Annotated in this window: 19 protein-coding genes; 10 read left to right on the forward strand and 9 right to left on the reverse strand. The window is 57.3% G+C overall.

Annotation, left to right across the window (positions count from 1 at the left end; all coding sequences use genetic code 11):
• Window positions 1–426: 426 nt before the first annotated feature.
• Window positions 427–3,534 (reverse strand): efflux RND transporter permease subunit, encoded by a 3,108-nt coding sequence (locus RLO149_RS10025; RefSeq protein WP_013961968.1) that lies wholly within the window; start codon window positions 3,532–3,534, stop codon window positions 427–429.
• Window positions 3,531–4,760: an efflux RND transporter periplasmic adaptor subunit gene (locus RLO149_RS10030; RefSeq protein WP_013961969.1), complete on the reverse strand. Its 1,230-nt coding sequence runs from the start codon at window positions 4,758–4,760 to the stop codon at window positions 3,531–3,533. Before RLO149_RS10030 ends, RLO149_RS10025 begins: the two co-directional genes overlap by 4 nt.
• Before the next feature lie 507 nt (window positions 4,761–5,267).
• On the opposite strand from RLO149_RS10030, the gene RLO149_RS10035 reads away from it, so the two are divergent.
• On the forward strand, window positions 5,268–6,071 hold the full coding sequence (locus tag RLO149_RS10035; protein WP_158308149.1) for a YHYH protein: 804 nt from the start codon (window positions 5,268–5,270) through the stop codon (window positions 6,069–6,071).
• A 171-nt stretch (window positions 6,072–6,242) separates the two neighbouring features.
• Here RLO149_RS10035 and RLO149_RS23140 read toward each other — a convergent pair whose 3' ends face one another.
• Complete coding sequence (locus RLO149_RS23140) at window positions 6,243–6,833, reverse strand: transposase (protein WP_158308150.1); 591 nt, start codon at window positions 6,831–6,833, stop codon at window positions 6,243–6,245.
• Between RLO149_RS23140 and RLO149_RS24490 the strand changes: the two genes are divergently transcribed.
• The 3 genes from RLO149_RS24490 (at window position 6,832) to RLO149_RS10050 (ending at window position 8,012) form a co-directional block, all read left to right on the forward strand.
• Window positions 6,832–7,008, forward strand: a complete 177-nt coding sequence (locus tag RLO149_RS24490; RefSeq protein ID WP_013961971.1) for a hypothetical protein — start codon at window positions 6,832–6,834, stop codon at window positions 7,006–7,008. The two genes, RLO149_RS23140 and RLO149_RS24490, sit on opposite strands and share 2 nt — an antisense overlap.
• Before the next feature lie 219 nt (window positions 7,009–7,227).
• Window positions 7,228–7,761, forward strand: a complete 534-nt coding sequence (locus tag RLO149_RS24495; RefSeq protein ID WP_425357862.1) for a TraB/TrbI/VirB10 family type IV secretion system protein — start codon at window positions 7,228–7,230, stop codon at window positions 7,759–7,761.
• Complete coding sequence (locus RLO149_RS10050) at window positions 7,761–8,012, forward strand: DUF2274 domain-containing protein (protein ID WP_013961973.1); 252 nt, start codon at window positions 7,761–7,763, stop codon at window positions 8,010–8,012. The genes RLO149_RS24495 and RLO149_RS10050 overlap by 1 nt, the downstream gene beginning before the upstream one ends.
• Window positions 8,013–9,121: 1,109 nt before the next feature.
• On the opposite strand, the gene RLO149_RS10060 is transcribed toward RLO149_RS10050, so the two are convergent.
• From RLO149_RS10060 to RLO149_RS10070, 3 genes are all read right to left on the reverse strand, one after another.
• Window positions 9,122–10,699: an arylsulfatase gene (locus tag RLO149_RS10060; protein WP_013961975.1), complete on the reverse strand. Its 1,578-nt coding sequence runs from the start codon at window positions 10,697–10,699 to the stop codon at window positions 9,122–9,124.
• A gap of 120 nt (window positions 10,700–10,819) precedes the next feature.
• Window positions 10,820–11,686 (reverse strand): DUF302 domain-containing protein, encoded by an 867-nt coding sequence (locus RLO149_RS10065; protein ID WP_013961976.1) that lies wholly within the window; start codon window positions 11,684–11,686, stop codon window positions 10,820–10,822.
• 285 nt (window positions 11,687–11,971) lie between these two features.
• A complete protein-coding gene (locus RLO149_RS10070; RefSeq protein ID WP_044025293.1) occupies window positions 11,972–13,111 on the reverse strand; it encodes an NAD(P)/FAD-dependent oxidoreductase in 1,140 nt (379 codons plus the stop codon).
• 151 nt (window positions 13,112–13,262) lie between these two features.
• Between RLO149_RS10070 and RLO149_RS10075 the strand changes: the two genes are divergently transcribed.
• The 6 genes from RLO149_RS10075 to RLO149_RS10100 all read left to right on the forward strand — a co-directional run bounded on the left by RLO149_RS10075 (window position 13,263) and on the right by RLO149_RS10100 (window position 19,552).
• On the forward strand, window positions 13,263–14,159 hold the full coding sequence (locus RLO149_RS10075; protein ID WP_013961979.1) for a MurR/RpiR family transcriptional regulator: 897 nt from the start codon (window positions 13,263–13,265) through the stop codon (window positions 14,157–14,159).
• A gap of 33 nt (window positions 14,160–14,192) precedes the next feature.
• Window positions 14,193–15,770 carry an ABC transporter substrate-binding protein gene (locus tag RLO149_RS10080; protein WP_013961980.1) on the forward strand — a complete coding sequence of 526 codons (1,578 nt, stop codon included), beginning with the start codon at window positions 14,193–14,195 and terminating at the stop codon, window positions 15,768–15,770.
• A gap of 68 nt (window positions 15,771–15,838) precedes the next feature.
• Window positions 15,839–16,768: an ABC transporter permease gene (locus RLO149_RS10085; RefSeq protein WP_013961981.1), complete on the forward strand. Its 930-nt coding sequence runs from the start codon at window positions 15,839–15,841 to the stop codon at window positions 16,766–16,768.
• Window positions 16,765–17,649, forward strand: a complete 885-nt coding sequence (locus tag RLO149_RS10090; protein ID WP_013961982.1) for an ABC transporter permease — start codon at window positions 16,765–16,767, stop codon at window positions 17,647–17,649. The genes RLO149_RS10085 and RLO149_RS10090 overlap by 4 nt, the downstream gene beginning before the upstream one ends.
• Before the next feature lie 2 nt (window positions 17,650–17,651).
• A complete protein-coding gene (locus tag RLO149_RS10095; protein ID WP_013961983.1) occupies window positions 17,652–18,602 on the forward strand; it encodes an ABC transporter ATP-binding protein in 951 nt (316 codons plus the stop codon).
• Window positions 18,599–19,552, forward strand: a complete 954-nt coding sequence (locus tag RLO149_RS10100) for an ABC transporter ATP-binding protein (RefSeq protein ID WP_013961984.1) — start codon at window positions 18,599–18,601, stop codon at window positions 19,550–19,552. Before RLO149_RS10095 ends, RLO149_RS10100 begins: the two co-directional genes overlap by 4 nt.
• Window positions 19,553–19,899: 347 nt before the next feature.
• Here RLO149_RS10100 and RLO149_RS10105 read toward each other — a convergent pair whose 3' ends face one another.
• Genes RLO149_RS10105 through mtnK form a run of 3 tightly spaced genes read right to left on the reverse strand, consistent with a single transcriptional unit; the run spans window position 19,900 to window position 23,276 of the window.
• The gene (locus tag RLO149_RS10105) at window positions 19,900–20,913 is read right to left on the reverse strand and encodes a sugar-binding transcriptional regulator (RefSeq protein WP_013961985.1); all 1,014 of its coding nucleotides are present in this window, start codon (window positions 20,911–20,913) and stop codon (window positions 19,900–19,902) included.
• Between the two features lie 3 nt (window positions 20,914–20,916).
• Complete coding sequence (gene mtnA, locus RLO149_RS10110; protein WP_013961986.1) at window positions 20,917–22,020, reverse strand: S-methyl-5-thioribose-1-phosphate isomerase; 1,104 nt, start codon at window positions 22,018–22,020, stop codon at window positions 20,917–20,919.
• A complete protein-coding gene (mtnK, locus tag RLO149_RS10115; RefSeq protein ID WP_013961987.1) occupies window positions 22,017–23,276 on the reverse strand; it encodes an S-methyl-5-thioribose kinase in 1,260 nt (419 codons plus the stop codon). The genes mtnA and mtnK overlap by 4 nt, the downstream gene beginning before the upstream one ends.
• Between the last annotated feature and the right edge of the window lie 103 nt (window positions 23,277–23,379).

Here is a 23,379-nt window from a genome sequence, read left to right on the forward strand (position 1 = left end):
TTTTTAGCTGCGAGCGCGCGCAGCAAGAAAATCGCTGCACATGCTCGAAAAGCGATGCCGCTGTGCGGAGGGACAACCGGCCATTGATGTTGTTTGCAGCGAAGTTGGAGCAGGCAATGCACGTGTCGCATGACAAACCTGACTTCCGCGACAGCAGCGGCCATTGCTGACGGAGCATTTCATCGCAAACGCAGGGTCGCTTGTTTTGTAGCTCTGCGGATTTTGCCTGACCGGACGTTCATGGGGGCAGAAGCGTGTAGTTCCGAACCGTCCATTCGCTTCGAGCACAAGCAACAATCAAGTCGCGGGCTTGGCCAAACTTGCCCCCTTTCTACTTCAGCCGCAGGTTTTGGCGCTTAATGATCTCAACGGAACAAACAACAAAGCGTCAAGATCGACGCTCGTACTGAATAGAGTAGTCGATTGTTACTCGGCCCCCACTATTTGCTGCGTATTTTCGCGATGCAACCGCTTTGATGCCATGCCCGGTGCCGCCCCCCAAGCCGCAATCAATCGATAGAAAACAGGGGTAAGGAAGAGTGTGAAAACCGTGGCAAAGCCCAAGCCGCCAACAATCACCCATCCCACTGCGATGCGCGCCTCGGCACCTGCCCCAGACGTGAGAACCAACGGTATACCACCAAACACGGTCGATACCATGGTCATCATCACGGGCCTGATCCGCAGGCGCAGCGCATCACGGATTGCGGTATCGATGTCTTGGCCTGCCTCGCGCAACTGGTTTGCGAATTCGACAATTAGGATTCCGTTCTTTGCCATGACACCAATCAGCATCACCAGACCGATCTGGCTGTAGTAGTTTAACGATCCCCCTGTCAGCGAGATCGCAAACAACGCCGCCGCCAATCCAAACGGCACGGTCAACATGATGACCACCGCGCTGGCAAAGCTCTCGAATTGGGCCGCGAGCACGAGGAATACGATAAAAAACGCTACGCCAAAGACCAAATACATTCCCGTCTGACTGTTTGTCAGGGTTGCGGCCTCACCGGTGAATGTGATGCCCATACCATTGGGCAAGGTCTCGTCCGCGATTTCGGTCAGACGTGTCATCGCCGTGCCAAGATCAACGCCTTCGTTGAGATTGCTCTGGACCGAAACCGCAAGCGATCCGGCTTGACGTTCAATGACGGATTGACTGACCACCGCTTCAAGCGTCGCAGCAGAGGAAAGCGGAACGTAAGCTCCACCAGGCAATCGTAGATAAATAGAGTCGATGTCGGAGGGATCATCGATCGGGCGCCCTCCGGGCACCACAATGACCTCGGTTTCCGTGTCATCTTCAAAGACCGTGACGGCAACGTTCCCCTGCACCATTGCACTGACCGTCTCTGTAATCTCTGCTTCCGTCAGTCCAAAAACGCGGGCCATGTCTGGATCGACCTTCACCTCAAACTGAACCTCGGCGCTTTCACCAGACAGTTGCGGTGTGGTAAAGACGCTGTCTGCTGACATGACCTCAATCACATCTTCAGCAGCAGCGGTAATTTCCTCAAGGTTCGTACCGGTCACAGCAAACTGTAATCCGCGCCCTGCACCACGAATATTCAAGCTATTGGTAAACCGCGTACTGACCTGAACACCGGGCACAGACGCAAGCTCGTCCGTCAAATCAGCGATCAGATCAGACTGCGACCAATCGCGCTCTGCCCAGTCGGGCAAGCGCACAATGATAAAAGCATCGTTCCCTCCCCCAACACCGATGATACTTTGCACCACCTCAATCTGACCGGTTGCGCGGTAGGGTGTGAGAATGTCTTCAACCAAGACCACCTGCGTTTCGAGATAATCAACCGTCGTATCGGTCGCGCCCCGGGCTTGAATTAGGAAAAAGCCTCTATCTTCCTCGGGTGTGATGCTGGACGACAAGGTGCTCGCAGCACCGGCAGCAATTATTGCAAACCCACCCGCAATCGCCAATACGATCAGAGGTGCACGGATTGCGTGGTCCATGACGAAGTCGAATGTGCGTACAAGCCGGCCTGGTGTGTCTGGCGCGCTTTCCGCTTTTGGTTTTCCGGGGTCCAAAAATGCGGCCAGCACCGGCGTCAAGGTCAAAGCGGTCATCGATGACAGGGTCACGGCAAAGGCCAGGACAAATCCGAATTCGCTAAACACGCCGCCCGCTTGGCCAGGTAAAAACGAGATCGGAATGAACACCGCAGCCAGCGTAGCGGTGGTCGAAATGACAGCAAAAAAAACCTCGTTGGTCCCGGCGGCAGCAGCGGCAAAGGCGCCCATACCCTGCTTGCGCTTGCGAACGATGTTTTCGATCACAACAATGGCGTCATCTACGACCATTCCGGTCGCCAAAACCAACGCCAAAAGGCTGATGGTGTTAACAGAAAAATCCGTCAACCAGATCGCACCAACTGTACCAACCAACGCGACCGGTATCGTGACCGCAGGGATGATCGTTGCGCGCGGCGACCGCAGGAAAGCGAAGATGACCACAATGACAATGATCGTCGCAAGTCCAATGGATTTTACGACCTCATTGATAGATCCTTCGATGAACACCCCATCGTCAGACACAATGAGAAGCGACACGCCTTCCGGCAAATACTCCTGTAAATCAGCAACCGCTACGCCAACCTCTCTGGAAATTTTGAGCGTGTTCCCAACGGATTGCCGGCTGATGTCCAGCCCAACCGCAGTTTCGCCATTGACCCGGGCAAAAACGGAGCTGTCCTCCGGTGTTAACTGCACAAAGGCCACATCAGACACCCGCGTCGTCTCATCAATCAAGAGCTGGCCAACCGTATCGGTAGTCACGTTGGCGTTGCCAACTCGAAGCGCAATCGATTGCGCCGACGTCTCCAGCGATCCAAGTGGCGTGTCATCCCGCAAGGCAGCCAATGCGTCCGACACATCAAACACCGTCAATCCCCGGCTCAGCAGCGATGGCATATCAAGCGTCACGCGAAATTCATTTGCGCGATTGCCGCGCACCGTGACCTCGGCGATACCGTCAATCAGCATCAAACGGTCATATATGACGCCTTCAGCAAGCTCCGTCAGTTCGTCAAAACTGGCGTCACCCAAGATCGCCAAACGGATGATGGCATCGGCGTTGCTATCACTTTTCGACACGCTCGGGTCGTCGTCCAGATCATCTGGAAGCTGACGGAGGGTGGCCGATACAATCTCGCGGGCCTCGTTTGCTGCAACATCAACATCGGTGCCTTCGGACAGGTCAATCGTGATGCGGCTTGAACCCGTTTCCGAACTGGATTCGATGTACGAAAGCCCCTCCAGGGCGCTCAGTGCGTCTTCAAGCGGCCGTGTGATTCCTTGTTCAACCGTCGCTGGCACCGCCCCTTCATAGTCAGTCCGTACCGATAAAACCGGCTGGTCCACGTCCGGCATTTCACGCACATCTACAGCCGCGATCGCCGCGAGCCCTGCGATCAAAATTAAGAGGTTGATAACAAGCCCGAAAACGGGGCGGGCAACAAATAGATCAGCAAAGCCGGTTTTTCGGTTCAGGGGAGCCGTCTGAGGGGTGGTCATGTTGGTGCCTGACTTTGCTCGGTTTCAGAATTCGCATCTGCCGCAGGACTACGCCCGGGTGCGCCACCACCGTCCTCTTCGCCGTCTCGCGACCTTTTTGGGGCATCGTCACCCACTGTTGCGATCCGAGCGCCTTCACGCAATTTCTGCGCTCCTTCGGTCACAACGAGCGTGCCTTCAGCGACATCAGCGTCGATCCAGACCAACTCATCACGTCGAAACAGGATCGTGACGGGAACCGGTTCGGCGATCCCGTCAGCGTCAATCCAAACCTTCGATCCCTCGCGAGACCATGTTATCGCCGTTGAGGGTACGGCAGCCATCGGTGCGCTTTCGTGAATGATACGCACCTCAAACGTCATGCCCGGCCAAAGCACGCCGCCGGGGTTTTCGATACGCGCTTCGACGGTCACGCTGCGGGTCACACTATCAAGGCGGCTGTCAAACGCGACGATATTGCCATCAAAAACCCGCCCTGTGAACGAAGGTGTGCTCGCCAAAACGGTATCGACCTCAGACAACATGCCAATCGCACGTTCCGGTAACTCAAATGAAACCAACAATGCGTCGGCATCATCAATCGTCACGATCTCTGCTCCCGCCGCCAAAACGTCGCCGACCTCGACATCGCTTAAGCCCAGCCGTCCTGAAATTGGGGCGCGGATCGTACGGTCATCAAGTGCCACTTCCATCAGCCCAACGTTTGCTTGCGCCAATCGCTGTGCGACAACGGCATCCGAAAGTGTCACAGCCGTGATTGTTGAATTCCCGTTTGCCTGCAAACGCGCATAGCGGTTGACGGTATCGCGGGCCTGCTCGAGTTCGGCCTGCGCAATTTCCAAGTTCAGCGTTTCGGTACGCGCATCAAGGGTCACAAGAACGTCGCCTGCCTCGATCTCGCCATTGGAGGGCAAATGCGCTTCGATCACTTCTCCCGCTGCATCTGAAAGCACGCTCACACTACGCAGGGCCTCTGCGCTACCGACCGCGTTTAAGGTGCTCTCGTAGGGCATCATGGTTAGCGGTGCGGTCACGACGGTGGTCGAGGTACTGCCGCGTCGGCCTCTTCCTGCCCCGAGCGCATCACCCCGAAGCGCGTCCGCAGCATCACTATTTTCTACCTCAACGCCAAATAGCGCTGTGGCAAGCGCAGGTATGCCGAACGTTAAAACGTAAGCTCCCATCAAGATCCCGACGGCAGTAATAAGCGTTAAGAACATACGCATCAGTGGAAGCACCCTTTCGTCATTTGGTTCATTAAACGTTAGAAGTATGACTTTCCGTCGAACTGCGGAGTCGGTTTGTTCAGTACGGTGCGGGCCTCGCCTGATGGCGGTGGTTTTTCGCGCCGGCGAGTACCTAAGCGAAACCAGTTCAAAGCCTTTGTTGCGCAACTGTTTTTGGAATTCGTCAACAGTACATTCTGCTTTGGAGGATTGGATGAGCTTGACAGCGCGGATGGCTGGTTTCCGCAGAAGCGAGCGACATAGTGCGCAAGCGCAAAACTTTCCCCTAGAGTATTCCGAACACACGCCGCCAATTTTCCGTTGAGCGAGGAATGCCAGCTTCCGTGAGGTGGATGCCAGCCTAGAATGTATTTTGGTCAATCGGCAGGGGCTTAAGGTGGCATATGGTCCATGAGATTGATTGCGCGCCCATACCCTCCGATAAAAAGAACGACGGAAACTCCGTTGGTGCCCGTTAAACTTTTATCCAAGCATCTGGAGGGTATCATGAAAACACTTAGTACCACGCTCGCGCTGACGCTTTTGACCGCCGGTGCGGCTCAGGCACATGTGACTATTACTGTGGATGGGGATCAGCGCTGTATCGCATCCGATGGCGTGCCCGATCACGAAACCGGCCCATGGCGAGCCGGGGCGACGGTGGAAGAGCAGAACCATAGGTTTTGTATGGATGCAACGCCCGAGCTTACGGATACCATCACCCGGCGCGCTCGTATCTCGGGTATTACGCTGACCGGGATTCCACTGCGTCCGGGCACCGCGGAATACTATGATCCCACGTCAGAGCGCGGCTATTCCCGCGACCGGTCCTCAGGATGGAATGTTGAAGGCATGGGCGGGCTCGTTATGGACGCACAGAATGCCCATGTGGACGGTCAGGGCATGTACCACTATCACGGCATTCCCTTTGCAGTAACAGACGCGCTGGAAAGTACCCTCTTTGGCTTTGCTGCAGATGGGTTCGAAATCCACTACGTGGGCGACCAAGCGCAATCATCCTGGCAACTGAAAAGCGGGGAGCGCGAGTCTGGTCCAGGTGGCGCACATGATGGCACCTACGTGCAGGATTACGAATTCGTTGCGGGCTCCGGAACTTTGGATGAATGCAACGGCGCAGTGCGCGATGGGCAGTATGCCTATTTCGTAACCGATACCTACCCGTTCTTTCCACGCTGTTTCAAAGGCTCGGTGTCGAGCGACTTTATCGGGGGGCGCGGCGATCGGCCGTTGCGAGATGGCGATCGGCCCCCGCCGGATGGCGACCGACCTCCACGGGGTGACGACGGCTGAAAGAAACTGCCAACCGGGGCACTGCGTTCAATGATGAGTTGGATCCAGCAGCATGCATATGCCGCGTCAGCAAAGGCGTGAAAACGTATGTCGGGAGAGTCCGGATAGTGTTGAAAAAGTCGGCATTGGAGCTGCCGATGGGTGAAGCCCAGATTAGCTGGGCTGTTTCTGTCAGCCTGTTGGTTCCGATTGCGGAACCGGTTTTGCAAGTTTTCTGAGGTTCAGGGCTGTGGCTGCGAGCTGGAACTGTTCATATGCGCCTTTTGGTCCTCGGAACCGCATCATCGGCAGGCCGATGTATCGCTTCAGGTGAGCAAACAGCATTTCGACTTTCCATCTCTGAATGAATGAAGTCATGTAAGCATCCGTTTTGCGGATATCGCGGGCGACGTCCCGAGCCGCTTCGTGAACTGATCGCATCACGCGTCGGCCAGGGTCCCCGGGGCAGCATTGCGGCTTTAGCGTGTAAGAATCGCAGTCATGTTTTGATGCGCGGTATCGGGTGAACCCGTCTTTACCGCCGTTGGGTTTTCGCGGTTTGGAGAAGTTCCGGCAGTATGTCCACAGTACCTTCTTGCCGGGGCATGTGTAGCTATCGGCTGCGGGGTCGTAGACGAAGTCTTCGCGTGAGAATGTGCCATCGGTACGCTTGGGTTTGTCCCAGACCTGAATGTGTGGGGCGATGCCGCGCTCTTCTACCAACCAACCCAAGATCGCTGCTGATCCGTAGCTAGTATCGCCAACGAGCTTGTCCGGTATCATGTCCTGCAAAGTCCTCGCCGTCATCACGGCTATCGGCATCGGCGGCGCGCTGATCTTTGCCTTGCAAGATCGCCCGGCCCGGGGCGGCCCTGGCGAGCTCTTCACCACGGAAAACCGCCCCACGGCCGACGAGCCGCGCCGCATGGCCGAAGAAGAGGCCGCCCGCACAAGCTAAGTGCTCTTCGCAACACAAACACCGACCGTTCCATCGGGCTTCGCTGCACCAAGTCTCGCAGCTCCAGGTCGCTTCATCACGCCACAATCCGGCGGTGGCGCACAGACGGACCAAGACAGCCAACTCGCTTTCTTCAATGCCGCCGTCAACCGACGCATCTTCGCGCCCGACAGGGTCACACAGCCTGCCTCGCCTTATGTCCTTTAGGCCGGGTCCATCATTCCCGCCGCCCTCGTCACTGGCATTCGCTCTGACCTCCCCGGCCAGATCGTGGCTCAAGTGACCCAGAACATCTATGACAGCCCCTCGGAGCGCTATCTCCTGCTGCCGCAAGGATCCCGCCTCATCGGCGAATATGACAATGGCGTGGGTTTCGGCCTACGTCGCATCCTGCTGGTCTGGACGCGGATCATCCTGCCCGATGGCCAATCCATTGTCCTGGAAAGACAGCCCGGAGCGGATAGCACAGGCTATGCAGGACTCGAGGACGGTGTCGATCACCATTGGGGCGGTGTATTGAGGGCGGCGCTTCTTTCTACACTGCTCAACATCGGTGCCGAACTGGGGGCCGACGATGACGATCCGATCGCCAGCGCCATCCGCGATGGCGCGCAGGACACCATAGGCGACGCGGGTCGCGAGATCGTGCGTCGTCAGATTGATATTCCGCCAACACTCACGATCCGGCCGGGGTTTCCTGTGCGCGTGATCGTGACCCGCGATCTGATCCTTGAACCGCAAGGAGGCCACTGATGACCAAATTGAAACTGGACGCGTTGCCGGACGACAAACCGGTGAAAGTGACAGTGGCATTGCCTGCTCAAATCCACCGCGACCTTGTCGCCTACGCGAAAGTGCTGGAGCGACAAAACGGCCGGACGATTGCAGAACCGGCAAAACTGATCGTACCGATGGTTGAACGCTTCATGGCAACGGATCGATGCTTCGCGAAGCTGCGACACCAAGGAACAAGTGGTAGTTCACCGCCTGGAAAGGGCGAATAGAGCAAACGACATCTTGCGCATTCACGTCATCAGCAAGTTAACAGGCATCGGATTGTGCTGCACCATGGCATCCGCACCCAAAGACAACGATCAATCTGGCTGAATTAAAGTCTCATTTCAGTTGGAGTATCGTTTTCCGTCGCCCAGTTTGTCCTTTGGCCAGTTATTTTGTTGGCAACTTCAGTTCATGTTGCACTTCAGTCTCGCAACTCGATGAATCGTGTTGCTTACCAATAGTTTCAGACCGTAGCGTGCACGAGAAAAAGACGAAAAATCCAATGATTACAAAAACCGCCCCTTTTGACGACCTCTTTGACAGTAAATGTGAATGGAAAAATATACTCGTCTGTTAATATCAGATTCAAAAAAGATCCGTTGATAATCGAATGGAAATAATTCCCCGAAGTTAAAGCACCTGAGTGCCCGCTTCGCGAGGAACTAGCCTGTGTTTTAGATAGGCACAAACCAGTGGGTATTTCGCGGCGATGATCGACCAAGCCTTGCTGCGACGTTTCGGCATAGAAGGGCGTTTCGCCAACGACCGGGGCGCAAATACTGCACTTCGGGGCGAAGCATACGACCGGTTGACGTGACTTGGTCATGCAACGGTTTCTGGCGTTTTCAGCATGATTGCGCAGGCACTTGACCGCTATTTCCCCTCAATCGAGCGTTTCGTCAGCGAGATCAACGGGTTGTTTTCGTTTGCGCTTTCCGGGTGCGCTTCGTTGTCGTCCCTGCGGCATTCCTTTCCTTGTAACTGGGCCAGTCTTCGATGAGGGCGCGCGACTCGGTAGAACGCTTTCCTGACCCGGCTGATTGTTTGAGCTCCCCATCAAAAAGCAGGATACCATCTGCCTTTTTTACCAACATCAGTCCAAAAGCCCTTTTCGCTGATTGGCGCACATATGTCGCCAGAGGGCTTGATGTTCAAACACTGCCGCAAGCAGCACGAACACGCGCAGTTGAATATGAAATTGCCTTTGTCTCACGCACCGAGAAAAAGGCTGGCGACCGTTTCCGGTACAAAATTACCGCCCGGCATTTCAATGCATCAGGCGAAACTGGCCCCACAGATTTTGCGCGACCAGCCTGCTTTTTCGAATGTAGGCTTATTGCGACATACCGCCTTCGCTGGAGATTTGTTTTTCAACAGCGGCTTGGTTGGCCACAACAGACCCACGTGGCGGAAATTCCTCAAAGCTTTTCAGGTGTCTTTGAACCAGCCGCGCAGCAGGCCCAAAGGCCCACATCTTTTTGCCCATCCAGTTTACATACATCCCCGACTCATCAAATGCTTTTTCATATGGATCGCGGCGCAGGTTAATCAGCAAGGGCGCGTTCATCTCGTCTTTCGGCCCTCCCCATCCGTGATGCTGAACCACGAAATGCGCTTTCCAGTCTTTGTATCGAATGGCCTGCAGGTTGGTGCCTTCATAATATATGATTTCATCACGGTTGCTCTCTTCGCCACCGGTCAGGTAGGAGAGCTGATTGTACCCATCCAGATGCACCCTGTAGCCCTCGAAACCCGTCAGGAGTTCTTCGGGCAGATTGTCAGGCCCACCGGCAGCCGCGACAAGCGTCGGCATCCAGTCCATACCTGAGAAAATACCGTTTCCAACCCGACCTTCGGGCACTTTGCCCGGCCATCTGATGATCGCGGGCACGCGGAAGCCACCTTCCCAGGTCGTCCCTTTCTCTCCACGAAATGGCGTCGTGCCACCGTCCGGCCACGTCATCGTCTCAGGGCCATTGTCTGATGTGAAAACAACAATCGTGTTGTCGCGTTGCCCCAGTTCGTCCAGACGCGCCAGAACTTTGCCGACATTGTCGTCAAGCTCTTTCATAACAACGTCCTGCAAGCCACGGCCGTTGCCAAGCATCGCCTCGTATTCGGGACTCAGATGCGTCCAGACATGCGCACGCGCCGGCGCCATCCATACAAAGAACGGTGTGTCTCCTTCCACGGCGCGATCAATGAAATCAATCGTCTTTGCCGTGACTTCGTTGTCCAGAGTTTTTTGCCGTTCCGGCGGGGCGGGACCATCATCCACGATACGCTGTTTGCCAACAGGACCCCAACGCGGATCAACGGTTTCATCGGCTTCGTCAATTGCATAGGAATGAATGATATTGCGCGGTCCGAATTCCGCTTCAAATTCAGGATCATCCGGCCAGTCGGGGTCTGACGCGTATTCCATCGCGTTCAGATGATAGAGCCATCCCCAGTATTCGTCGAAACCCTTTGTGGTGGGCAGGAACTGGTTCTGATCGCCAAGGTGGTTTTTGCCAAACTGCCCTGTGCTATATCCCAGGGATTTCAGCATATCGGCAATCGTCGGATCCTCATCGCTCAATCCAACTGGGTCGCCGGGCAATCCGACAGTGTGCATTCCGACACGCACCGGAAACTGACCTGTCAAAAAGGCAGACCGCCCGGCCGTGCAGGAGGGCTCCGCATAATAGTCGGTCAGGCGCATGCCGTCGCTTGCCAATTGGTCGAGGTTGGGCGTTTCAATGCTCTTGATACCCTGATGATAGCTGCCAAGGCTCGCCCATCCAACGTCGTCGGCCATGATCACGAGGATGTTCGGGCGGTCTTCCTGCGCTATGGCCGCAGACATCCCGACGATCGTTGTCACCAATGCACCGATCAGTGGGCCGGCTGTTCTTGAAAGAATTTGCAACAGTATCTCCTTTGCAGACGTTTCAACTCCATGCGTACGTTCAGAGTTTTTCAAGATTTAGAAACTTTAGGTTAAAGCGTTGTTAACTTTGTTGGGTCAGCGGATAAACCCTGCCGGGCCTCACTCCACAGCACCGCGAAAGGTCGCGAACAGTCTTTGGTTGAGCAGGTCATGAGGCTCTATCGAGCGGCCATAGCGAAGGCGCGCGAGTGCGGCTATGTCGTTGAATATCAAAACGGCGTTTCCATCCTCGCCTTCATAAACCAACAGTTTCTGGCAAAATGCGTCCAAACCGATGGCCGGGAATTCTGCCATCGCCACACCCCCCGGTGCTGGACCGCCAAACAAAAGCAACCTCGCAGGCCTCAAAGTGACATTTTGGCTTGCTGCTTCTGCCTGAAAGTCGATGTCACCAAACCAGATTGTATCCGATTGCGCGGTGACCGCTTGCTTGAGGCGTTCGACAGATACATCGACCCCATACTTGGATTTGATCTCAAGGACCGCAAAATCAGGCTCGACGCCTTTTGTTGAGACTGCCCGAGGCGACGTCACTGTCAATTGCGATAGAACTTCATTCAGCCTGTCGTCGAAATCAACAAGGGCGGAAGCCGTGGTTAAGCCATGACGCTGCGCCAGAAACGCAGACGACGTATAGGACAAAGCAGACGTTCCCCGGTCATCAAAAGACAATACACGGAATGGCAAATCCAGACCTGCTCGGATGTTGTCCGATAACACAACCGCATTGAGAGCAGGATCGGAAAACAGTTGAACCCGGGCGGGTGGCATTGTTACGCCCTCGGCGGCAGCCAACCTTGCGTGATCAATCTGAATGACCTCTGTCAGCCCTGCGGCAGCAGCGGCGGTTTTCACCGCCTCGAAGGACTGATCGACTGCGGCCTGCTGAACGTCATCGGCGCGGGCGGCCACACCCGCACACATCACGGTCGCCACCAGCATCATTAAACGCCAAACCTGCCTCATGTGTTTCCCATCCACTTCATGCTTGTTTCCGGACCGCAAGCAACGCGATCACAGCGCACAGATTTTGAACATCACCACCACCAGGACGAAAGAACGGCAGGTGATCATTCCAGTGTTTCCTTCGCCATTGCTGGCTCAGTAACCATCAGGGTTCAGAAAATGCAAGCTGTGCGAGCACCAGATTGAGGGGCTCAGCAGCGCGTGCAGCACCCAATTTCTACTTATGGCGCTGGTTCTTGCCCTGTCCTGACCATCACACACGTATATCGCAAGTTGCCAATGATGCTAAATCGTACTGCCAGGCTGGATCGCCAACCGTGCCGGTCCAAGGTCATCGGACGTCACATGGTACGCCTGAAAATCACTGGGCAACCTCGCGTCCTGTGCGAGCGATGCGACGGCCCTTGCCAGTGCTGGCGCCATCATGATGCCATAACCGCCCTGTCCGGCGTGCCAGATAAATCGAGGCACCAACGGGTCAAAGCCGACAACAGGGTTTTCGTCGGGCACGAAAGAACGCAGCCCCGCCCAACTGTGCGCGATACGTCGCACGGGAATCAGTGTCTGACGTTCCAGCCAGTCCGTCAGCATGGCGACATCCATCTCGTCAGGTTGCGCATCTTGCGGCGGTGTCGCAGTCGCATCTCCCGGGGACACCATCAGTTTGCCTGCATCGGGCTTGATGTAGGCTTCATTCTCGGCAAAGTCGACGCAAGGCAAGGCAGCAACATCATATCCCGGCGTGGCATCAACGATGATCGCCGTGCGCCGCTTGGCGACCAGCCCGATGCGTGCAGCCCCGGCCAGCGCCCCGACTTCATCGGCCCAGGCGCCACATGCATTGATAATCGTCTTGGCGTGATAGGTTTCCCTGCAGGTCGTGACTGCCCAATTTTTGGCAATTTGATTGAGGGCAGCGACCGGCTCTCCGGTTTTAATCTGACCACCGCGACGCTTGAAGCCCTTCAGATAGGCCCAGAGCAATGTCGAAACTTCAATGTCACTGACGCCGGGTTCAAACGCCGCGCGAGCGATGTATTGAAGACGCAGGAATGGAACCATTTTCACAGCTTCACGCGACGTGACTTGATGAACCGGATGGTCCGGTGTCGCGGCTGCAAGAACAGCATCAATCTTGTCGCCATGGTTCGCCCCTGCAACCGCCAGCGCTCCGCGCGGCCGCAGCAGTGGGCCGTCGGCAAAGCCTTCGGGCGGAGTTTGGAAAAACGGTTCGCTGAGCGCATTGATCTTGCGCACAAGTGCTGTGCCGTAGTTACGGGTGAACAAGGCCGCTGATCGCCCGCTGCTATGATAACCGGGCTGCCTTTCTGCTTCGATGATCAAGACACTGGCGCTTTGTGAAAGCTCGTAGGCGGCGGATACGCCCGCCATCCCGGCTCCCATCACGATAAAATCATAAACCATCGCGTGACGCCTTTTGTGCACTGCTGCGCGCGATGCGCCGCTTGGTCCCACCACACAACGCCGAACCGGGGACACTTGCAAGTTTACATTAAAGATTTGACATAATGAAAGTTTTCTTACAAAATTCATTATCTGCGACCGGGAGAGTCACGTGACAGATCCATTGCGAACGCGCCTGTCAGAGGCAAGCCAATCTGCATCTAAGGCCGACCGTACGTTGGCAGGTTACATGTTGGCACAAATTGCAACGCTCCCTTTTGAGACAGCCGCCAGCCTTGCGGAAAAGGTCGCGGTGAGCGAGCCGACCGTGGGGCGGTTTTGCCGGACGCTGGGATACAGAAGTTTCAAGGACCTGAAGGCGCATTTGCGTCAGGACATGGGTGACCAGCCGTGGCTTATCGGCGACCGGTTGCGGGATTTGCAGGCGCGAAACCGTGCGGGCGAAGATCAGCTTGTCCGCGGGCTGGAGCTTGAGATGGCGGCGCTGGTGTCGGTTTACGAACTGGCTCACACCGATGAATGGGCCGCTGTCGTGAAACGTCTGGCAACGGCTAAAGCCGTGTTTGCCACAGGGTTCCAGACGGAACGCGGCATGGCGCAGATTTTCGTCAATCAACTGCAATACCTGCGCGACGGTGTCGAACTTCTGGACCTTGCGGGTGGTAATTTTGCGCAGGTACTGGCGCGCGACGAGACGGATGCAGCCCTCGTGATATTTGAAGCGCGGCGGTATTCCCGTCTGGCGCGCGATTTGGCGGTTGCGGCAAAGGCCGCTGGAATTCCCGTCACATTGATCACCGATCCTTATTGCGACTGGGGCCGGGACGTTGCGACCGAGATGTTCGTGGTCCCCACGGAATTCAACTTGTTTTGGGAATCCACCGCCCAGATGGCCAGCCTCGCCAACCTGCTTGTTGGCGGCGTGTTCATGGAGTTGGGCCCCGAAGTCGAAGACCGAATGAACCGGATTTCGGTCCTCTACGGTCAATTCACAGGTCATGTGGGCAGCGCCCCAACCCGAAAGACGGAGACGAAGAAACGAAGCTGAAACGATCCATTTTCACATTAGAGGACGAAACCGATGCGCTATGCGACAAAGACGAGACTTCTGTCAGGAACGGCAATTCTCGCCGCCAGTTTCTTTGCAAACGCCGCAATGGCGCAAGATATCATCATCGCTTTTTCCGCGGATGAACTGGGGGCCACATCGTATAATCCAGTGACGTCAAGCAACCTCAATTCGGCGACATCGCTGATCTACGACCGCTTGGTCGAGCAGGATGCAGACCAGTCCTATCATCCCCATCTGGCAACCTCATGGGAAGAAGCCGCTGACGGTTTGTCATGGACCTTCCAGCTCAAGGACGGCGTGACATTCCATGACGGGACTGCGTTCAACGCGCAATCCGTCGCGGATTGGATTCCGGATTTCGCGGACACCGAAAACGCCTATCTTGTGGGCGCTGTCGCGTCCGTCGAAGTGATTGATGAGCTGACGGTGAAATTCGTCATGTCTCGTCCCGAGCCAAACTTTCTTTTCAACCTGTCGTCGTCATTCATGGGTATTCCGGGACAGGTTGCATTTGACGAATTGGGGGATGATTTTGGTGTGACAGGCGCGGTTGGTACCGGACCTTTCAGGATGGAGAGCTTTACGATCGGTCTGCAAACGGTGCTGACGCGCAATGACGACTACGCATGGGCATCGAACCTGTCCGAAAACCAAGGCCCTGCGCATATAGCGCAAATCACGTTTCGCGAAGTCCCTGATCAATCAACTGCTTTTCTGGAACTGAAGACAGGCGGCATTGATCTTTTGTTGGGTGTTCCGACGGATTTCCTGCAAATTCTGGAGGTTGAAGCCAACATTGCGGTCATACAAATGCCCGGCACCGGCATCAACTACATGCCAATTAACGTTACCGCACCACCCTTTGATGATATCCTCGTGCGGCAAGCGACGGGACTTGCGATCAATCAGGAAGCCATTGTTGCATCCATCTATAATGGTGTCGGGGCACCTGCGCATAACTTTCTGATTTCGTCACTGCCCGAGGCGCAGGTCGATCCGGCTCTGAACGTGAGCTACGATCCTGACCGCGCAATGGCGCTTCTGGATGAAGCCGGTTGGATCATGGACGATGGCGGCGTGCGTATGAAAGACGGGGAGCCATTGTCGGTAAAACTGTTCACCCAGAACGGCACTGAATTCACAGCCTTGACCCAAGTGGTGCAGGCACAACTGGCCGAGATCGGCATGGAGGCGGTGATCACCGTGTTCGACAGTTCGACCATTCGTGACGAATACAAGGAAAACCGCCACCAGCTGGCCGTACGCGGGTACGACTGGAACAATTCCGACATTCTGGATTGGTTCTTTTCGGGTGAACGTCTGGGCTATCCGAATGTGTCCATGTGGAGTGACGTCGAAGGCCAGCGCCTGAATGACGTTGCGATGAAAGAAAGCCTGAATTCCGACCAACGGATCGCCAATTTCACGGCCTACCATGAATACGTCCTGTCGCAGCATCTGTTCGTGCCGATCTATCAGCCGACACAGAACATTGCCTATAATTCGGACCGTGTGAACGTCCCTGACCCTGTGCGCGGCACGCGGTTTCGCTCGCAGACAGTGCAGGACATGACTGTCGTCGAATAAACGTCCAGCGACATCGCCCATCCCCGCGCTGGGGGTGGGCAACCACCGCGCAACCGGAGACGTTTGACATGCTGCTACGATACATTTTCCTTCGTGCATTGATGCTGATACCGGTATCGATCTCGATCTCGGTCGTGATCTTCATGATCGTTCACTTGCTGCCCGGTGACCCGATAGACAACTTGATCCGCGTTGGATCATCGCCGGAAGACCGCGCGGCGCTGGTCGTCAAATACGGGTTGGATCAGCCCTTGTTTGTCCAGTACTTTCGATGGGTCGGTGCCATGTTTCAGGGCGACTTCGGAGAGGCCATCGTGCTGCGCCGCCCCGTCGCCGATCTGATCGGGCAGAACCTGCCTTATAGCCTGCAACTAGGTGCGCTCGCGTTCCTCTTTTCGAGCACGGTAGGTATCATCCTCGGTACGATTTCCGCCACGACCCGGTCAGCGATTGTCGAACAGTTTGTGCGGGGGTTCATCCTGCTGGGTTCGACCGTGCCGGGCTTCTGGCTGGCGCTGTTGATGATCCTGTTCTTTGCAGTGCAATTGCAGTGGTTCCCCGTATCAGGTGCGCGCAGCTGGGAATCGCTGGTCCTACCGGTTCTGACGATCGGCTTTGGGGGCGTTGCGCTCGTGGCCCGCGTGACACGCGTGGCCCTGTTGGATGTGCGCCGCGAGGACTTTGTCATGCTTCTGCATGCGAAGGGTCTGTCATCGCGCACCATTCTGTTCCGCCACCTGATGCCACATGCGATGCTGCCGGTTGTTACAATTCTGGCCCTGCGGATCGGGTGGATACTGGGTGGCGCCGTTACCGTCGAATTCGTCTTTGGCCGCCCCGGGCTCGGATCGTTGCTGATCCGCGCTTTGGGGCAGCGTGATTATCCTGTTGTTCAGGGGTGTTTGCTGATGCTCGCCCTTGCCGTGATGCTGGGAACGCTGATCGGTGATGTGGCGCAAGCCGCGATGGACCCCCGCATCCGAGAGGCAAAAAAATGACAAGTATGACAGGCACTGCTGCCCGCATGATGGCCGGTTTCGGCAATACCTCCGTGGGGCGCGCCTTCGGGTCGTGGCTTGGCAAAATTGCCGGCGGATTCTTGGTTCTTCTGGTTCTGACGGCGATCTTTGCGCCCTGGATTACGCCGTTTGACTATGCCGCTCAGGATTTGACGAACGGCAACGCGCCTCCCGGGTGGCCGCATCTGCTGGGCACCGATCAGTTCGGCCGCGATGTTCTGAGCCGGGTCATCTACGGCGCGCGCACGTCGCTGTCGGTCAGTGCCACGGCGATTGCAATTTCAATCACTGCAGGCATGACATTGGGTGCCGCAGCAGGATATTTCGGCGGATTATTCGAACGCGCGGTCATGACCGTGGTCGATCTCACATGGTCTTTCCCCGACATTCTGATTGCCTTGATCTTTGTCGCCATCATCGGTCCCGGCCTGACTTCGACCACCTTCGCCATCGCCATTGCATATCTGGCGCAGTTCACCCGGCTCACGCGGGCGCAGATTGTCCGGCTCAAGCGCGAAACGTTCATTGAGGCGACCATCAACCTTGGGGCAAAACCGCACCATATCCTGCTTCGACATCTGCTGCCCAACGCCATCGCCCCTGTCATCGTCGTTGGTATGCTGGCCATCGGCGACGGCATCGTGCTGGAGGCGACGCTGGGCTTCTTCGGCCTTGGCGCGCAGCCGCCAACCCCAAGCTGGGGCGCGATGATGTCCAGCGGCACCGCGCAACTGTTCCTGTCGCCCTGGGTCATCATCTTTCCCGGTGTCGTCGTCGCCGTCACGGTCATTGCAGTGAACCTGTTCGGGGATGAATTGATCCGCGCCTTGAATATCCGCGACCGGATCAGAGGGACATGAGCATGCTGGAGGTTCGCGATCTCGAAGTGGCGTTCGGTCCTGTCGCCCCCTTGTCAGGTGTCAGCTTTTCACTGGCCAAGGGAGAAACGCTTGGCATCGTGGGCGAAAGCGGATCAGGCAAATCCCTTACCGCGATGAGCGTGATGGGTCTGCTGCCCTTGTCGGGGGGGCGGATCACTGCGGGATCGATCGTTTTCGACGGTCAGGAACTCACACAACTGGCGGAGCCTGCGTATCGCAAACTGCGCGGCGGGCGCATTGGACTGATTACCCAGAACCCGATGACGTCACTGGACCCGTTGCAAAAGATCGGCCCGCAGGTTGATGCAGTCGCCGTTTTGCATCTGGGCATGACCGCAACACAGGCCCGCGCGCGCACCGTCGAAATTCTGGGCACGTTGCGTATTCCCGAACCGGCGCTGATTTGTAACCGCTATCCGCACCAGATGTCTGGTGGCATGAAACAGCGGATCGTCATCGCCATGGCACTGGCCGCCGATCCTGACGTTCTGGTCGCTGATGAGCCGACCACGGCGCTCGACGTGACCGTGCAGGCGCAGATCATTCGATTGCTGGATGATCTGGTCAAGGACCGCGATCTGGCGTTGGTGCTGATCACCCATGACATGAGCGTCGTTGCCCAGAGCTGCGACAAGGTCGTGGTGATGTATGCTGGCCGCGTAATTGAACACGGGCCCGTCAACGCGATTTTTGATGCGCCACAACATCCCTACACACAGGCGCTGATCGGCTGCATCCCGAGGGGGCTTGGTGCCGACGAGCATCTGACCGGGATCCCCGGCACGGTTCCCACCGTATTGAACTACCCCAAGGGCTGTCCGTTTCATCCACGGTGTGAACGCGCGCAGGATGTTTGCACCATCGACAGGCCAGCCTTTGTCGCCCAGGGTGGTGGCGCCGCCGCCTGCCATTTTGCGGGGGCCGCCACATGAGCAACCTTCTTGAAGTGCGCAATCTGTCTAAGGTTTTCACAAGCCCTGGCGGCCCGTTCCGCAAGGCACGCGCGATGCACGCGGTCAACGATGTGTCTTTTGATCTTCCCAAGGGGCGCGTGATCGGCGTTGTCGGTGAGAGCGGCTGTGGCAAGTCCACGCTGGCGCGTCTTATTCTGCGGCTGATCGAACCGAGTTCAGGAACGCTGCGGTTTGACGGGGATGATCTGTTGGCCAAAACATCCGCCGAAATGCGCAAGCTGCGTGCCGACATGCAGATGGTGTTTCAGGACCCCTACTCCGCGATTGATCCACGCTATACCGTGGCCCGCGCCGTGATGGAGCCGTTCGATGTTCAGGGGCGCGAACATGCCGGGACGCGCGAAAGCGTCATCGCGGAATTGCTGGAAATGGTCGGGATGAATGCTGGCCTTGCCGGGAGTTTCCCGCATCAGATTTCGGGTGGTCAAAAGCAACGGGTCGGGATTGCACGCGCCTTGGCGCTTCGCCCATCGTTGCTGGTTCTGGATGAACCGACTGCATCGCTGGATGTATCTGTGCAAGCGCAAATTATCAGCCTTCTGGAACAACTGCGTGATGATCTTGGACTGACCTATCTGTTCATCAGCCACGACCTGAGCCTTGTGCGATATTTCTGCGACGAAATCATGGTGATGTATCTGGGCCGCGTCGTCGAAGCCTTGCCTGATACGGAGCAGCCAGCGCGCCACCCCTATACCAAGACGCTGATGGACAGCACCTTTGCCCCGACCCCCAACCAGCGCCGTGTCATTACCCCTTTGGAAGGTGAGGTTCCCAGCCCGTTTGATCTGCCACCCGGTTGCGCCTTTGTCGATCGCTGCCCGCATGCGACGGCCATTTGCACCAGTGAGACACCTGTCCTGTCTGCACGCGGCGGCCATGCGGTGGCCTGCCACAATCCATTGTAGAGACAAGCCAGTGGCCTTTCACCTTCTGTCCGCAGAAACTTCGACCAAAAGCTATGCGCTCAGCATGCACCCGACTGGTATCAATTACTTTTTGAATCCGTTGGTCCAGCCGCATGTGGAACTCCGCACAATTGGCCAGCACACTGCTAAACTGCGTTGGTAGCATTACGCGCGACAGCACACCCGTGCCCATCACCCCTTGCGCAAGGCGCGATTGCTCGGGGCACTGACACTGGCCCGATGTGGCGCATGCGCTTGAAGCTCGCAAGGGTGTTTATACGATCAGGGCTGACGTCCATCAACGCTGGGCACGGTCCTGATCGTATCTGAAAGTCGGCTTGCAGGCGCTACGCACTCATTGCCAGCAGCTCTTTTGCAACCCGCGTGCTGGTCGCAAGATGGGTCACGAACCCACCCTTGATCGCGGCCTGCGCTGGTCCCGCGCGCCCGGACCCGGCAGCAACCAGAAGCGCCATGTCTTTACCCCGCATCTGGTTCAGCGAGACGCCGATCATCCGCTCTTCGACATCGGCGACCATGGGCCGCCCCTCGGCATCAATCAGGCGGCCGCAAATCACGCCCGCCGCCCCTTTTTCGCAATATCTGGCGATACTCTCCGCGCTCAGGATGCCGCTGCGCACGACATGGGCATCCGCGTCGCAGGTGCCACAGGCCAGGACGGTCTTGTTGCAGGTCGCCAATGCCCCAAGCTGGTCACGCACCACCGGTTCCTCGCAGAGCGCATCGCGCAGTTTTTTGCTCGACAGCACCAGTGGCACATGCAGGTTAATGCACTGCCCATCCAGACGGTGCGCCAGCATCGACGTACAGGCCTCCGCCTCGAAACCGAGTGCGGCGGGGCGCGACCCCAACAGCTGGATCACGGTCAGATCCGGCACTGGCGTGTAAGGGACCTGCTGGGCCATTTGATAGACGGTTGCGCCCCAGGACACGCCCAAGCTGTCGCCCGGTTCCAGCAAGCGGGGCAACCAATCCGCAGCAGCCCGCGTCACCCGCGCGACGCTCGCGGCAGCCGCGTCGTGATCGGACGCGCCCTCAGGTACCACCAAAGCCTCGGCCAGCCCATATTTGGCGCAGAGTTGCGCCGCCAAGCGATGCCCCCGAAATACGTCACTATCCAGATGCACCCGGACCCAGTCCCGCGCGCGCACCTCATTGAGGTAGTTCACCACCGACGCACGGCTGATCCGCATGCGCGCCGCAATCTCGTTCTGGTTCAACCCGTCGTGGTAATAAAGCCACGCGGCCTCAACATAAAGCGCGTCATCGCGCGCGGGGAACCGCGCCAGATCAGGTGCGGCACTTTTGGCCTTGCCCGTGGACCCTGCCGGCAGCGACACGTTCTATTCTGCCGCCTTCGCAAAGTCGGGAAACAGGTCGGACAACCCGGCCTCAGAGGCATCGCAAACCCCGCGTTCGGTGATCAGGCCCGTGACCAATCGGTTCGGTGTCACATCAAAGGCCGGATTGCCCCCTTCGGTTCCGGTTGGCGCGACCTGCACGGTGCCAAGTACACCACCGTCGGTCAGCCCCTGCACATGGGTGACTTCTTGCGCATCACGTTCCTCGATGGGGATTTCAGCCACGCCATCGCTCACCGTCCAGTCGATGGTCGGGGATGGCAGTGCGACGTAGAACGGCACGCCATTATCATGCGCGGCCAACGCCTTGAGGTAGGTGCCGATCTTGTTGCACACATCACCGCGCCGCGTCGTGCGGTCGGTTCCGGTGATGACCATATCGACCATGCCGTGCTGCATCAGATGCCCGCCCGCATTGTCGGTAATATAAGTGTGGGGCACGCCGTGCTTGCCCAACTCCCACGCGGTCAGGGCACCCTGATTGCGCGGGCGCGTCTCATCCACCCAGACGTGCAGCGGGATGCCCGCGTCCTGTGCGTGATACATTGGGCTTGTCGCGGTGCCCCAATCGACGGTCGCCAGCCACCCGGCGTTGCAATGCGTAAGCAATCGGACAGGTTCGCCCGCCGGTTTGCGCGCCGCGATTTCGCGGATCAGCGCCAGACCATTCTCGCCGATGCGGCGGTTGATCTCCACGTCCTCGTCAGCGATCTCATGGGCCAGCGTCAGGGCAGCAGCGGCGCGGTCAGCTTCCGGCAAGGGGCGCAATGCCGCGCGGCACCGATCCAGCGCCCACCGCAGGTTGATCGCGGTCGGGCGGGTTTTTTCCAGAAAGGTCCAGGCCGCATCCATATTTGCGTCCGATGCATCCTCGGCCATCGCCAATGCCATACCGTAGGCCGCCGTGGCCCCGATCAAGGGCGCACCGCGTACCCGCATCTGATAGATGGCATCGGCAAAATCCTGCATCGTCGCCACGGGGATGACGCGAAATTCATGCGGCAACCAGCGTTGGTCGATGATCTCCAGAACGTGGTTTTCGCTGTTCCACCACAAGGATCGGTAGTGCGTGCCGTCGATCTTCATAGAACGTCCTTTCGGTTAAAATTCCGCGCAAGCGCGCAAACCGCCTGCGCATCCGCAATTGTGTCTGCCGTGTGGATCAATTCCGCGCCCATGCTGAGGTTTCGCGCCTCAAGCCGCGCGCGCAGAGCGACATCCGCGACCTCTTCAAAATCCGCGTTGTGCGCGAGGGACAGACACCGCCGGTGCATCTCGATCCCGCAGACCGCCCATGCATCATGCCAAATCCCGGCCAGAACCGCATCGCAGGCCGCAGCGCTGTCGTGGCCCTGATCCTCGAACAGGGACGCCGGGTACAGGATGCCCGTCCGCTCTGTCGCCCACAGATGGCGGAACTCTGCCTCAAAGCTGCGCGCGGTGTCTGCGATGACCTGCAGTATCCACTCCTGATACTCAGACAGGTCCGCACCGCGATGCGCAGGCTGGCTGAAATAAGCCATCAGGAAATTCGCACAGAGCATGCCGATGTCAAAGCCCATCGGGCCATATTGGACGAATTCCGGGTCAATCACCCTGCTGTCGCTGTCCGTCGACATGATGGAGCCGGAATGCAGATCGCCGTGCACCATGGTTTCCGTATTAGACACAAAGTGTTGCAGCATCTGCTGCACCTTGATTTTAAGCGCCGCATCCCCGCGCAATTGGGCAATGACAGGCCCTAAACCATCGGTGTGGCTGTTCATCTCCGCATCAAAGTAAGGGTCGGTGAAAACCAGCGCCTCCGTAATCGCGGGGATTTCGACGTTACCTGCAAAAAGCGCCACATCCGCTTTCTTGTCGGGGCTTGGCATCGAAAGCTCGGACCCACGAAAGGCCGTCCGCGCGCAGAACCGGCCCAGAAAATCGGCCAGCCCTGCGACCTTTTCCCCGGCGATCAGTTTGCGGCGCAGGATCACATGAGGCGCGAGGAACTCCATCACGATCAGCGCCTGCGCTTCGTCAAAATGGTAAATCTCCGGCACCGCGCCGGGATCGCGCGCAGCCTGACGAGTCAGCGCGTGATACTCATAAAACGCGCGGTAAAGCGGCAAGGGCCAACTGTCCCCCACAAGGCGCACATACGGCAACGCCTGTTTGACGATGACCTTGCCGACCGATCCACTCACGATGAAGACGAGGTTGAGATTGCCGTCCCCGACCTCCTGCACGTGCCATACCGCGGCATCCGGTCCGACGTGTTGGACAAGCGCAGGAACATCTCTCAACCGCTGCGGCAGAGTATCGACGCTCAGGGCCTCATACGACGTGTTTGAATTCATGCCTAGCCTCCCTCTCATGCTCAAAGCAGCGCTTTGCCTCAATGACATACTTGGCGATTTATACTTATGTCAAACTGTTTGACAAAAGTATTTCACCCTGCCT

The sequence above is a fragment of the Roseobacter litoralis Och 149 genome (assembly GCF_000154785.2).
GTDB classification, from domain to species: Bacteria; Pseudomonadota; Alphaproteobacteria; order Rhodobacterales; family Rhodobacteraceae; genus Roseobacter; species Roseobacter litoralis.